Origin of the sequence: Arthrobacter sp. SAFR-023, assembly GCF_051965295.1 — a bacterium.
In the GTDB taxonomy this organism is placed as follows: Bacteria; Actinomycetota; Actinomycetes; order Actinomycetales; family Micrococcaceae; genus Arthrobacter.
The window spans coordinates 14310-26786 of sequence record NZ_JBQCMF010000003.1; the positions used below are offsets into that span (position 1 = coordinate 14310).

General features: G+C 66.8%; 10 protein-coding genes. 3 read left to right on the forward strand and 7 right to left on the reverse strand.

What is annotated here, in order from left to right:
• Window positions 1–43 precede the first annotated feature (43 nt).
• Complete coding sequence (locus ACTHQX_RS04270; RefSeq protein WP_440156176.1) at window positions 44–433, reverse strand: HesB/IscA family protein; 390 nt, start codon at window positions 431–433, stop codon at window positions 44–46.
• 162 nt (window positions 434–595) lie between these two features.
• Window positions 596–2038, reverse strand: coding sequence for a dipeptidase (locus ACTHQX_RS04275; protein ID WP_440156174.1), 1443 nt, complete (start codon window positions 2036–2038; stop codon window positions 596–598).
• A gap of 129 nt (window positions 2039–2167) precedes the next feature.
• Here ACTHQX_RS04275 and ACTHQX_RS04280 point away from each other — a divergent pair, with 129 nt between their 5' ends.
• Window positions 2168–2758: a DUF3043 domain-containing protein gene (locus ACTHQX_RS04280; protein WP_440156173.1), complete on the forward strand. Its 591-nt coding sequence runs from the start codon at window positions 2168–2170 to the stop codon at window positions 2756–2758.
• Window positions 2759–2899: 141 nt separating this feature from the next.
• On the opposite strand, the gene ACTHQX_RS04285 is transcribed toward ACTHQX_RS04280, so the two are convergent.
• The gene (locus tag ACTHQX_RS04285) at window positions 2900–3964 is read right to left on the reverse strand and encodes a quinone-dependent dihydroorotate dehydrogenase (protein ID WP_440156171.1); all 1065 of its coding nucleotides are present in this window, start codon (window positions 3962–3964) and stop codon (window positions 2900–2902) included.
• A 147-nt stretch (window positions 3965–4111) separates the two neighbouring features.
• Here ACTHQX_RS04285 and ACTHQX_RS04290 point away from each other — a divergent pair, with 147 nt between their 5' ends.
• Window positions 4112–5083 (forward strand): alpha/beta hydrolase, encoded by a 972-nt coding sequence (locus tag ACTHQX_RS04290; protein WP_440156170.1) that lies wholly within the window; start codon window positions 4112–4114, stop codon window positions 5081–5083.
• Between the two features lie 45 nt (window positions 5084–5128).
• Here ACTHQX_RS04290 and ACTHQX_RS04295 read toward each other — a convergent pair whose 3' ends face one another.
• From ACTHQX_RS04295 to leuA, 3 genes are all read right to left on the reverse strand, one after another.
• Window positions 5129–5950, reverse strand: coding sequence for an isoprenyl transferase (locus tag ACTHQX_RS04295; RefSeq protein ID WP_440156169.1), 822 nt, complete (start codon window positions 5948–5950; stop codon window positions 5129–5131).
• A 2-nt stretch (window positions 5951–5952) separates the two neighbouring features.
• Complete coding sequence (gene recO, locus ACTHQX_RS04300; RefSeq protein ID WP_440156167.1) at window positions 5953–6717, reverse strand: DNA repair protein RecO; 765 nt, start codon at window positions 6715–6717, stop codon at window positions 5953–5955.
• A gap of 75 nt (window positions 6718–6792) precedes the next feature.
• Entirely contained in the window at window positions 6793–8532 is a 1740-nt protein-coding gene (gene leuA / locus ACTHQX_RS04305) for a 2-isopropylmalate synthase (protein ID WP_440156166.1), read from the reverse strand.
• Between the two features lie 250 nt (window positions 8533–8782).
• On the opposite strand from leuA, the gene ACTHQX_RS04310 reads away from it, so the two are divergent.
• The gene (locus ACTHQX_RS04310) at window positions 8783–10735 is read left to right on the forward strand and encodes a M13 family metallopeptidase (RefSeq protein ID WP_440156164.1); all 1953 of its coding nucleotides are present in this window, start codon (window positions 8783–8785) and stop codon (window positions 10733–10735) included.
• A gap of 159 nt (window positions 10736–10894) precedes the next feature.
• Here the strand turns inward: ACTHQX_RS04310 and ACTHQX_RS04315 are convergent, their stop codons facing one another.
• Window positions 10895–12469 (reverse strand): LCP family protein, encoded by a 1575-nt coding sequence (locus tag ACTHQX_RS04315; protein ID WP_440156162.1) that lies wholly within the window; start codon window positions 12467–12469, stop codon window positions 10895–10897.
• Window positions 12470–12477 lie beyond the last annotated feature (8 nt).

Genomic DNA, 12477 nt, shown 5'->3' on the forward strand with positions numbered 1-12477 from the left:
TTCACCGGCGCCGCCAAGAGGTTCAGGAAGGGCCACTGACCCTTTAGTGGAACGAATCACCGCAGGCGCATGAGCCGCCCGCATTCGGGTTGTCGATGGTGAAGCCCTGCTTGGAGATGGTGTCCTCAAAGTCGATGCTGGCACCGCTGAGGTACGGGACGCTCATCTTGTCGACGACGACCTCGACACCGTCGTAATCGCGTACGGCGTCGCCTTCAAGGAGGCGCTCGTCAAAGTACAGCTGGTAAATGAGGCCGGAGCAGCCGCCCGGCTGCACGGCTACGCGGAGGCGAAGATCGGTGCGGCCTTCCTGCTCCAGGAGGCTGCGGACCTTGCCTGCTGCAACGTCCGTCAGCTGAACCTCGTGGCTCGCCAGTTCGTCACTGCCAGTGCCGGTGGGTTCGGTGCTGTTTTCATTGGTCGTAGTGCTCATTGGCCTACCTTACTAACGACGGTTGTGGCTGCCCCGCTTGCACGGTGCCTGCCCCTACGGAAACGGTACGGGCTATAGCTACATGCTACGTCGATCCGGCGCGGAGCTCTAACTTCAGGCGTAACCCTGACAGGCCCCGCATTGTTCCCTGCCAGCCGCCTACTAAAGGCCTTCCGCGTTCAGCCGCGCCAGCAGCAGGGCCTCGGCGACCACCGCGTTGCGGAAGTCCCCCAGGTGCAGCGACTCGTTGGCTGAGTGGGCACGGGAATCAGGGTCCTCCACACCCGTCACCAGGATCTGGACTTCGGGGTACAGCTCGGTCAGGTCACTGATGAACGGAATGGAGCCCCCGATGCCCATTTCCACCGCCGGAACGCCCCAGGCTTCGCCGAGTGCCCACATAGCGAGGCCGGCAGCTGAGGACGCCGTGTCCGTTTGGAAGGCGTTGCCGCTCTCCCCCGGCGTGAAGGTCACCCTGGCGCCGAACGGTGCGTGGGTTTCCACGTGCCGGCGCACGGCCTCCATGGCTTCGGCCGGGTCCTGGCCGGGGGCCAGCCGCAGGCTGAACTTGGCCCGGGCGCGGGGCAGCAGGGTGTTGGAGGCAACGCTGACGGATGGAGCGTCGAAGCCGATGATTGACAGGGCAGGCTTGGTCCACAGCCGTGACGCGATGGTTCCCGTGCCGGCCAGCTGGACGCCGTCGAGCACTGAGGCGTCTGCCCGGTACTCCTCTTCGGTCAGGTCCACGCCGGTTTCATCCCTGCTCACCAGGCCCTCAATGGCGACGCTGCCCTGGTCGTCGTGCAGCGTCGCGATCAGGCGCGAGAGCACCGTAGGGGCATCCAGCACGGCACCGCCGAACATGCCCGAATGCACGGCATGGTCAAGGACCTGCACCTCAATGGTTCCATCGACCAGCCCGCGCAGGCTCGTGGTCAGCGCCGGCACGCCCACCTTCCAGTTGCTGGAGTCGGCCACCACAATGACATCGGCGCGGAGCAGTTCGCGGTGGGCTTCCAGGAACGTCCTGAAGGTCGGCGAGCCGGCCTCTTCCTCCCCTTCGAAGAACAGTGTCACGCCAAGCCCGAATTCGTCGCCGAGCGCCTTGGTGACGGCGCCATAGGCGGCGATGTGGGCCATGATGCCGGCCTTGTCGTCGGCCGCGCCGCGCCCGTAGAGGCGGCCATTGCGTTCGACGGCGGTAAACGGCTCGGACTCCCACAGTGCCGGATCACCGGGCGGCTGGACGTCGTGGTGGGCGTAGAGAAGAATGGTCGGCTTGCCGGGCGCGGCCTCGCGGCGTGCCACGACGGCGGGCCCGCCGGGGGTGCCGTCTTCCTTGTCGCACCGCAGGATCCGGACATCCCCGATGCCCGCCGCGCGCACCAGGCCGGCGACGGCCTCGGCACTGGCGTCCAGCGGTGCGGGATCAAAGCTGGGCCAGGCAATGCCGGGTATGGCCACCAGCTCCTTCAGCTGTGCAACTGTGGCGTCGAAGTCCGCCTCAACGGCGGTCCGCAGGGCATCGGTGTCGATGCCGGCCACTGTCCCTTCATAATGCCGGGCGTCGTACTGTTGCGGGGTCGCCGCGGAGAATGTAGTCATGGCCAAACACTACCTGTGTCACACGACACAACATACATCGCCGCCAGCAGGCGCCGGACTCCGCGCCGTGGCGTTCAGCGGGCGGCCGGGCATGACCGGGGGCACAGCCCGCCAAGGTATTCTGTTGTGGTGTTCGGACGTAAAAAGGAAGCGCCAGCGGCGCAGGATGTAGTTGACCAGCAGGCTGCCGAGGCAGCCGCGATAGCGGGCAAGGGCGCGCCCACGCCCAAGCGCAAGGCACAGGAAGCGGCCCGCAAGCGCCCCCTCGTCCCGGAGGACCGGAAGGCCTCCAAGGAAGCGGAGCGTGCTGCCGCACAGGAGCAGCGCCTGAAGATGCGCCGGGCAATGGACACCGGCGACGAAAGGTTCCTGCCGATCCGCGACAAGGGCCCGCAGAAGCGGTTTGCCCGGGACTACGTGGACGCCCGCTTCAATCTTGGCGAGTACCTGATGTTCGGTGCCCTGGTGTTCGTTGTGGTCTCCCTCGTCGTGCCGTCCACCAGTGAGATGATGATTTACGTGCTGGGGGGCTTCTGGGTGATGTTCCTGGCGGTCTTCGCGGACGCGTTCATCCTGTCCCGCAAACTCCGCAAGCGTCTGGCTGAAAAATTCGGGGAAGTTGAGCGCGGCACCGTTTGGTACGGCACCATGCGTTCGCTGCAGTTCCGGAAGCTTCGCCTGCCCAAGCCTTTGGTCAGCCGCGGGCAGTACCCGTCCTGATTCCTCGCTTTCCTCCCGCGGCACAGGCCGCCCGAGGGTCCCGGACCTAAAAACACAGCAGCCCGGCGGTAAAACCGCCGGGCCGCGGTGTTTAAGCCTCGGATCAGCACCTAAGGCACGGGTCAGCACCTAAGGCACGGATCAGCGGTTCCTGGCCAGTTCCTTGTTGATCCGGGCTGCCCAGAACGGCCCCTCGTACAGGAAGGCGGTGTAGCCCTGAACCAGGGTGGCGCCAGCGTCCAAGCGGTCCTGGACGTCCGCGGCGCTCTCCACCCCACCCACGGAAATCAGCGTCAGCCGGTCCTGGGTGACCGACTTCAGCCGGCGCAGGACCTCCAGCGAACGGCTTTTCAGCGGAGCACCTGACAGGCCCCCGGCACCGCAGGCCTCCACCTTGTCAGCTGCAGAATCAAGCCCATCGCGGCCGATGGTGGTGTTCGTGGCTATGATGCCGTCCAGGCCCAGGTCCATCGCCAGCCGGGCGACGTCGTCGATATCCTCATCGGTGAGGTCAGGGGCGATCTTGACCAGGAGCGGGACATGCCGGCCCGCGGACTTGTCCGCCTCCTCCCCCACTGCCTTCAGCAGCGGCCGGAGCGTCTCCACGTTCTGCAGGAGCCGGAGCCCCGGCGTGTTCGGCGAGCTGACGTTCACCACGAGATAGTCGGCCGCCGGGGCCAGGCTGCGGGCACTGACAAGGTAGTCCTCCACGGCGTCCTCGAGCTCCACCACCTTGGTCTTGCCGATGTTGACGCCGATCACGGGCCGCACCTTGGCATGGCGCCGCTGCAGCGCAGCCCGGGCGGACTTCAGCCGCGGAGCCACGGCAGAGGCGCCGTCGTTGTTGAATCCCATCCGGTTGATGACGGCCCTGTCCTCGATCAGCCGGAACAGGCGGGGCTTTTCGTTGCCGGGCTGGGCCTGGCCGGTGATGGTACCCACCTCGACGTGGCCGAATCCGAGCTCCATCAGGGCCTCGATTCCGTGGCCCTCCTTGTCAAAGCCGGCGGCCAGCCCGAACGGGGATGGGAAGGTCAGGCCGAGCGCATTCGTCTGCAGGGACGCCGGCGGTGCCGTGAACCTTTCCAGCAGCCGTCCCGCTCCCACGGTATGGACCAGCCGGATTCCCTTGAAACCGATTTTGTGGGCGCGTTCGGCGTCCATCCATGAAAAAGCCAGCCTGAAAAAAGTGGGATATACGCGCATGCCTCTAGTTTTCCGTCTTCGCGGGTGCAGACCAAATTCCCCAGTGCAGACCAAATTCGCGGGTGCAGACCAAATTCCAGGGTGCGAGCCAAACCGGGCTGGCACAACACCACCCGGGGCGGGCCCGGAAAGTCCTACGCTGGTGCCATGGAGTGGCAGAGCGACATTCTGGGGCCGGGCTTCGAGTCCTGCGCCTTCGAAGCCGCGGGCGTGGACGGCGTCCGCCGCCGTGCCACGCTGGTTCGCTTCGCTCCACCGGATGGTCCGGAGGTCCGCATCGCCGGGCCCCGCCGGGCGGTACTCTTCCTGCACGGCTGGAGCGACTACTTCTTCAACATTGAGCTGGCGCGGTTCTGGGACGCACAGGGCTTCGAATTCTTTGCCCTGGACATGCACAACCACGGCCGCAGCCTGCAGCCGGGCACCCATGGCGGCTACGTCGCAGATCTGGGAAACTACGACGCCGAGATCGGCACCGCGGCCGGCATGATTGCCGAGTCCGGCGGTGCAGGACCGGTTCAGCTCGCGCTCATGGGGCACTCCACGGGCGGCCTCGTGGCGGCCCTGTGGGCCAGCCGCAACCCCGGTGCCGTCTCGCAGCTGGTCCTGAACAGTCCCTGGCTCGAAATGCACGGCAGCGCCCTGGTCCGGCGGGCGGCCTGGACCGTGGTGGAGCCGATCGCCCGCCTGCGGCCGGAGGCGGTGCTCAGGCTGCCGGAGCGCGGCTTCTACTGGCGGAGCATCAGCAGTACTGCTGAAGGCGAGTGGACCCTGGACGCTGCCTACCGTCCGCCCCTGGCCTTTCCGGTGCGTGCAGCCTGGCTCAGTGCCATCCTGGCAGGGCAGGCCAAGGTGGCGCGCGGCCTGGGCATCGACGTTCCCGTTCTGGTGCTGCTGTCGGCCGCGAGCGAGAACGGCATGGTGTGGAACGAGGCAATGCGGCGCACGGACGCGGTGCTGGACGTCAACACGATTGCCGCCCGTGCCATGTCGCTGGGCCGGAGCGTCACCGTGGAGCGCATCGACGGCGCCCTTCACGACGTGTTCCTGTCCCGCGCCGAGGTGCGGGCCGACGCCTACCTGCGCTTGGCCAAATGGATCAGGGGTTACGCCGCCTGATTCAGGTACAGGGTGTCCGGTACCGCGACCCCGACGCCGCGCAGCCTAAAGGGCCTGGGCGGCGTCCACTGCGCCGCCGTACCGGCGGTCCCGCTGGGCATAGATCTCCACTGCGTCCCAGAGGGTCCGGCGGTCGACGTCGGGCCACAGGGTGTCCAGAAAGACGAACTCCGCGTACGCAGACTGCCACAGCATGAAGTTGGACAGCCGCTGTTCACCGGAACTGCGGAGGAAGAGGTCGACGTCGGGAAGGTCCGGCTCGTCGAGGTACTTTTGGATCGTCTTCTCGGTGATGGCCCCGGGCTTGAGCCTGCCGTCGGCCACGTCACGGGCAATGGCGGACACCGCGTCCGCGATTTCCGCCCGGCCACCGTAGTTCACGCACATGGTCAGCGTGCAGGTGCTGTTTCCGGCGGTGTACTCCTCCGCCTCCTCCAGTTCGCGGATCACCGAACCCCAGAGCCGGGGACGCCGCCCGGACCAGCGGATCCGCACACCCCAGTCGTCCAGCTGGTTGCGCTGCCGGCGCAGCACCTCCTTGTTGAACCCCATCAGGAAGCGGACTTCCTCGGGAGACCGGCGCCAGTTCTCCGTGGAGAAGGCGTACACACTGACGTACTCGATGCCGAGTTCAATGGCGCCGGCCACGACGTCCAGCAGTGCGGGCTCCCCCGCCTTGTGGCCCTCGATGCGCGGCAGGCCGCGCTGGTTGGCCCACCTGCCGTTGCCGTCCATCACGATGGCCACGTGCCGGGGCACGAACTCGGCCGGAATCGATGGCGGGACCGCGCCCGAGTGGTGCGGGTACGGGGGCACCACCGGGGCGGTGCGGCGCCGGGCAGGGCTGGTCTTCTTTCCCAAGGACACTGTTAGGTACGCTCCACATGTTTGAGGGATTTCAGGACACGCTCAAGGTGCCACTGCAAATAGCTTGCCACCAGCCCCGCGGATTCCCGGCGGTGGACCGGAAGGGAGGCGTCCGCCGTCGTCCAGTTCCCGGTGAGCAGCGCACCCAGCAGGGAGACCGTCTCGGGCGCCGGTGCCGGTGACCCGGGCGGGCGGCAGTCGCCGCAGACCATGCCGCCCAGCGGAGCGGAGAAGGCGGTGTGCGGCCCGGGCGCGCCGCAGCGCGCGCAGTCCGTGAAGCTGGGCGCCCAGCCGCCGGTTGACAGGGCCCGCAGCAGGTAGGAATCCAGGATCAGCTCCGGCGCGTGGTCCCCGCGGCTCAGCGAGGCCAGGGCGCCGACCAGCAGGTTGTACTGGGCCGTCCCGGCTTCGCCGTCGACGTCGGTCAGCTTCTCGGCGGTTTCGGTCATGGCCGCGGCCACCGTGTAACGGCCGTAGTCGGCGGCGATGTTGCCCCCGTACGCCCCTTTCGCGACGGCCTGCGTCACGATGTCGAGGGTCTTGCCGGACACGAGCTGCAGGTCTGCCACCATGAAGGGCTCCAGGCGGGCACCGAAGCGGCTGGTGGTCCGCCGGATTCCCCTGGCCACCGCCCTGACCTGGCCGTGGTGCTTGGTCAGCAGGGTGATGATGCGGTCCGCCTCGCCGAGCTTGTGGGTGCGGAGCACCACGGCGTCGTCGCGGTAGCTGCGCGCTGCAAATGATTGGACCACGCCTAATCTTCCCATTGACTCAATGAAACAGCTGAGCCGCCGAAACAGCTGAGCCGCCGGTGTGGACCGGCGGCGCAGCTGTCAGGAAGCTTAGGCCTGGGCGTCCCGGATGGCCCGGTTCACGGCAGAGATAACTGCCTTCAGCGCTGACGTGCTGGTGTTGGCGTCGATGCCGACGCCCCACAGGACACGCTCCCCCACGGCGCATTCGACGTAGGCCGCGGCAAGGGCGCTGCCGCCTTCAGACAGGGCGTGCTCGCTGTAGTCCAGCACCCGCACGTCCACGCCGTCCTGCCCGAGGATGTCCAGCAGCGCAGCGATGGGGCCGTTGCCCGTGCCGGTGCGGTTGACGTGGGTGCCGTCCACACCCAGCGAGGCGTGCAGGGTCATGGAGCCGTCCTCATCGGTTTCGGTTTTCACCGAGCCGAGGGAGTACCGGCCCCACTGGCTTTCCGCCTTCGCGGAGGGCAGGTACTCGTCCTGGAACAGCTGCCACAGCTGGGCACCGCTGACCTCGCCGCCCACGGTGTCGGTGCGCTTCTGGATGACGCCGGAGAACTCGATCTGTGCCCGCCGCGGCAAATCCAGGCTGTGCTCGCTCTTCAGCAGGTAGGCCACGCCGCCCTTGCCGGACTGGGAGTTGACGCGGATCACGGCCTCGTAGCTGCGGCCGAGGTCCTTCGGGTCCACCGGCAGGTAGGGCACCTGCCAGGTGACGTCACTGACGTCCTTGCCCTCGGCTGCCGCATCTTTCTCCAGGGCTTCGAGGCCCTTCTTGATGGCGTCCTGGTGGGACCCGGAGAAGGCGGTGAAGACGAGGTCGCCGCCGTAGGGTGCACGCTCTGCCACAGGCAGCTGGTTGCAGTACTCCACGGTGCGCCGGACGTCGTCGATGTCGGAGAAGTCGATCATCGGGTCAACGCCCTGCACGAACATGTTCAGGCCGAGGGTCACCAGGTCCACGTTGCCGGTCCGCTCGCCGTTGCCAAACAGGCAGCCCTCGATGCGGTCGGCGCCGGCCTGGTAGCCCAGCTCGGCGGCGGCCACACCCGTGCCGCGGTCGTTGTGCGGGTGCAGGGAGAGAATGATGCCCTCGCGCGGGTGCAGGTTGCGGCTCATCCACTCGATGGAGTCCGCGTAGACGTTCGGGGTGGCCATCTCCACCGTGGCGGGCAGGTTGATGATCACCTGGCGGTCGGCGGACGCCTCAAAGACGTCGGCGACGGCGTTGCAGACGCGGACCGCGTACTCCAGCTCGGTGCCCGTAAAGGACTCCGGCGAGTACTCGTAGGTGATGTGGGTGTCGCCCAGCGTTTCTTCGTACTTCTTGCAGAGGCGGGCGCCCTGCAGGGCGATGTCCAGGATGCCGTCCTCGTCCTGGTTGAACACCACGCGGCGTTGCAGGACGGACGTGGAGTTGTACAGGTGCACGATGGCCTGCTTGGCGCCCACCAGCGACTCGTAGGTCCGCTCGATGAGGTGTTCGCGGGCCTGGGTCAGCACCTGGATGGTGACGTCATCCGGGATGTGGTTGCCCTCGATCAGCTGGCGGACGAAGTCGAAGTCCGTCTGGGACGCGGAGGGGAAGCCGACCTCGATCTCCTTGTAGCCCATCCGGACCAGCAGGTCGAACATCTTCATTTTGCGGGCCGGGCTCATGGGGTCGATCAGTGCCTGGTTGCCGTCCCGCAGATCAACTGCGCACCAGCGCGGGGCCGTGGTGATGATCTTGTCCGGCCAGGTCCGGTCCGGCAGGTCGACCTTGATCTGGTCCTGGAAGGGGATATAGCGGTGGACCGGCATTCCCGAGGGCTTCTGTGCGTTTCGCATTAATCTGGCCTTTTCTGTGGTTCCTGAGTGAAAGGGTGGCCGGGCAACACAGACTCCGCGACGAGGGTGGGCCTTGCGCTAGATAGCGTCTGAGGCCTCGCCGCGGCAGCTAAGAAGAAGGAGTTCTGCACGCACCATTTCACAGTAACACGGGTGCGTAAGATGAAGGAGCAACACCTCAGCAACGTCCACCATGCAGACGCTGCACCGGTGAAAGTGCCGGCCGCAGCCCGTCACCAAAGGAGCTCCTGTGCCAATTTCGGGGATCGCCCTGTCAAACATCGACCGCAGCGTGAGGCCACAGGACGACCTCTACCAGCATGTGAACGGCGCCTGGCTGAAGGACACCACCATCCCTGATGACCGTGCGCTGGAAGGCACATTCACAGCCCTGCGCGACGGCTCCGAGCTGGCAGTCCGGGAAATCATCGAGGAAGCCGCGGCCAAGGGGTCCGAAGCCAGCGGCATCGAGCGGAAGATCGGCGACCTCTACAGCAGCTTCATGGACGAGGCAGCCGTGGAGGCCAAGGGCCTGGATCCCATCCGCGGCCGCCTGGCCGAGGTCTTCGCCACGGCGAGCATCTCCGAGCTGCTGGCACTGGCCGGCCGGCTCTTCCGTGCCGATGTGTCCGGACTTTTCTACATCTACCCTGCACCGGATGCCGGCAACCCCGACCGCGTCCTGCTGTACACGGGCCAGGGCGGCCTCGGGCTCCCCGACGAGTCCTATTACCGCGAGGAGAAATTCGCGCCCGTAGTGCAGTCCTACCGGGAGTACGTGGGCACCATGTTTGGCCTGGCCGGCGTGGCCGATCCCGAAGAGGCTGCGGCCCGGGTGGTGGCACTGGAGACGGCCCTCGCCTCGCACCACTGGGACAATGTCACGCTGCGTGACCCGCAGAAGACCTACAACCTGAAGTCGGCGGATGAAGCACGCGAGCTGTTCCCCCTGCTGGACACGTGGTTCGAGGCTGCGGACATCGCCGCGGAGAAGCGGCAGGAGATCGTGGTCAGCACCCCTGACTTCTTTGCCGGCGCCGCCGCGCTGCTGGCCTCGGAGTCGCTGCCGGTGTGGCAGGAATGGCTTGCCCTGCGCGTCATCAACTCCGCGGCCCCCTACCTGTCGTCCGCGTTCGTGGACACGAACTTCGCGTTCTACGGCACCACCATCAGCGGCACCCCCCGGAACAAGGACCGCTGGAAGCGCGGCGTCGCCGTCGTCGAGGCGGCACTGGGCGAGGCCGTTGGCCAGATCTACGTGGCCCGGCACTTCCCGGAGGGCCACAAGGCCCGGATGCAGACCCTCGTGGCGAACCTGATCGAGGCCTACCGGCAGAGCATCAGCGCGCTGGAATGGATGGGCGAGGACACCAAGGCGGAGGCCCTCCGGAAGCTGGGGGCGTTCCGTGCGAAGATCGGGTTCCCCGACGAGTGGATCGACTACACGGCAGTGGTGATCGACCCCGCCGATCTGCTGGGGAACGTCGAACGGGCCCATAACGCCGACGTCGACCGGCACCTTGACGAGGTGGGCAAGCCGGTGGACCTCAACAAGTGGCTCATGACGCCACAGACCGTCAATGCCTACTACCACCCGATGCTGAATGAGGTCGTCTTCCCGGCGGCCATCCTCCAGCCGCCGTTCTTCACCGCCGACGCCGACGATGCGGTGAACTACGGCGGCATCGGGGCCGTGATCGGGCACGAGATCGGCCACGGCTTCGATGACCAGGGCTCCCAGTTCGACGGCAAGGGCGAGCTGCGCAACTGGTGGACCGAGGACGACCGCAAGGCCTTCGAAGCCCTGACCGGCCGCCTCGTGGACCAGTTCAACGCACTGTCCCCGTACGCCGCGCCCGGCCACAACGTCAACGGCAAGCTCACGCTGGGGGAAAACATCGGCGACCTGGGCGGGCTTACCATTGCGCACAAGGCCTACCGCCTTAGCCTTGACGGCCAGGAACCCGAGGTGCTCGACGGGCTGACGGGTGAACAGCGCTTCTTCGCTTCCTGGGCGGCCGGCTGGCGCCAGGTGATCCGCACCGAGGAGGCCGTCAGGCGGCTGGCCACTGACCCGCACTCCCCCAACGAGTTCCGCACCAACGCCATCGCCAAGAACCTGGACTCCTTCCACGCCGCGTTCGGCGTCACGGAGGAGGACGGGATGTGGATGCCTCCGGCGGAGCGCGTCAGCATCTGGTGAGCGCAGAAATGCCGGACCGCCCCCGTTCGGGGCGGCCCGGCATTTTTCTTTAAACAGAACCGCAGCCAGCTACAGCTCAGTCCGCTGGAGCACCGTCAACTACGGCACCGCGAGCTACTACATCGTCAGCTACTGCGCAGTCAGCCGGAGCACGGTGAGCTACTGCACGATCAGCTCGGGGTTTGCCTGCTGGCAGACGGTGTCGCCGGCTGTCTGGTTGACGATGTCCTTGGGAACGGTGGTCTTGCCGAACTTCGTTCCGGACGGAAAGTCGGTACCAAGGTACAGCTGCACGCCCGCGACGCTGGACGAGGGAGCAACCTGGGCGGCCGGAATACCGAACAGGGCTGCAACATCCGCGGCGACGTCCGCGAACTCGGGTCCGTAGTACACCATGGTCTTTGCCGTGGTGTCGGCCTCCAGCTGCCCCACCTGGGTGAAGCCGCCGGCCACCACGGCCTCAACGATTTCCTGGGTCCGGGTGGGCGAACCGGTTCCGTTTGCCACCGTGATGGGCTGCAGCGTCTTGTCATACGGCGCCGCCGTCGCTGTGGGCTTGGGAGTGGCCGACGGCGTTGAGCTCGCCGAAGGCTTGGGCGTCGCTGGCGGCGTTTCCTTCCCGTCCGGGTCGGTCAGGTCGACGTCCTTCCGCAGGGCGGCGAACAGCTGCGAGGCGGCCGGCTGCGCCGCTTCCAGCCGGTTGGGATCGCTGGCCGCAGGGACAGTCGGTGTCGCCACAAAGGCGACCTTGCCGACGTCGATCGTCTTCAGCCGGTTGCCGATGGTCACCATGGCCGGTACCGAGGCGAGCCCGTCGTCGACGGTGAGGTTCTTGGTGATGACGTCGGCGATGTTCAGGAGCTTCGCCGGGTTGGAGAGGGTGCCGTCATCCTTGATCTTGCGGGTCAGGGAGGAAAGGAAGCCCTGCTGGGCCCTGATGCGGCCAAGGTCGCCGCCGTCGGCGAACGCGTGGCGGGTGCGGAGGAAGGCGAGGGCCTGTTCGCCCTGCACCTGGGAGGTGCCCTTGGGCAGCTTCAGCCTCGAATCGGGATCGTAGACGGCATCGCTGATGCACACCTCGACGCCGCCCACCGCGTTTGACAGTTCCTTGACGGCGTTGAAGTCGGCCATCATGAAGTGGTCGATCTCCATGCCGGTCAGCTTGTTGACGGTGTCCACGGCGCAGCCGATGCCGGCCTCCTTCATGGCTTCGTTGATCATGATGCCGCTGCGGGCCGGGTACTGCTTGCCGGTCTTCTGGTCGGTGCACTTGGGGATGTCCACCAGCAGGTCGCGGGGGAAGCTGATCACGTTGACCCGCTTGTTGTCCTCCGAGATGTCCATGAGCATCATGACGTCGGAATTGCCGTAGCCGGTGGAATCCTCGGTACTGCCGTAATTCGAGTTCTTGCCGTCGCGGGTGTCGGACCCCAGGATCAGGATCTGCAGCCTGCCGGTGGCATCGTCCGTGGCGTCGGTGCGGCTGCTTCCGGCGCCGAGCGCGGCGGTGGAGATGTTGGACTGCAGCCTGAAGTACCAGTAGCCGGCAAAGGCGAGGCCGCCGGCCAGGACCACAGCGACCACGGCGGTGGTCACCTTGAGCCACGTGGGCATGTGGCGGACGTTCAGGTGCCGGGCAGCGCCCAGCCGGGCGTCCTCGGCATGCCGGGCAGCTGGCTCGGAACGGGCGGGGGTGCCCGGTCCTTGGGCGCGGTTGTCGCGGCGTCGCACCACAGGGTGTA

Bases quoted from the DNA above. Each gene is read 5' to 3' on its own strand.
- ACTHQX_RS04270 (WP_440156176.1), bottom strand. From the start codon at position 433: ATGAGCACTACGACCAATGAAAACAGCACCGAACCCACCGGCACTGGC.
- ACTHQX_RS04275 (WP_440156174.1), bottom strand. From the start codon at position 2,038: ATGACTACATTCTCCGCGGCGACCCCGCAACAGTACGACGCCCGGCAT.
- ACTHQX_RS04285 (WP_440156171.1), bottom strand. From the start codon at position 3,964: ATGCGCGTATATCCCACTTTTTTCAGGCTGGCTTTTTCATGGATGGAC.
- ACTHQX_RS04290 (WP_440156170.1), top strand. From the start codon at position 4,112: ATGGAGTGGCAGAGCGACATTCTGGGGCCGGGCTTCGAGTCCTGCGCC.
- recO (WP_440156167.1), bottom strand. From the start codon at position 6,717: ATGGGAAGATTAGGCGTGGTCCAATCATTTGCAGCGCGCAGCTACCGC.
- leuA (WP_440156166.1), bottom strand. From the start codon at position 8,532: ATGCGAAACGCACAGAAGCCCTCGGGAATGCCGGTCCACCGCTATATC.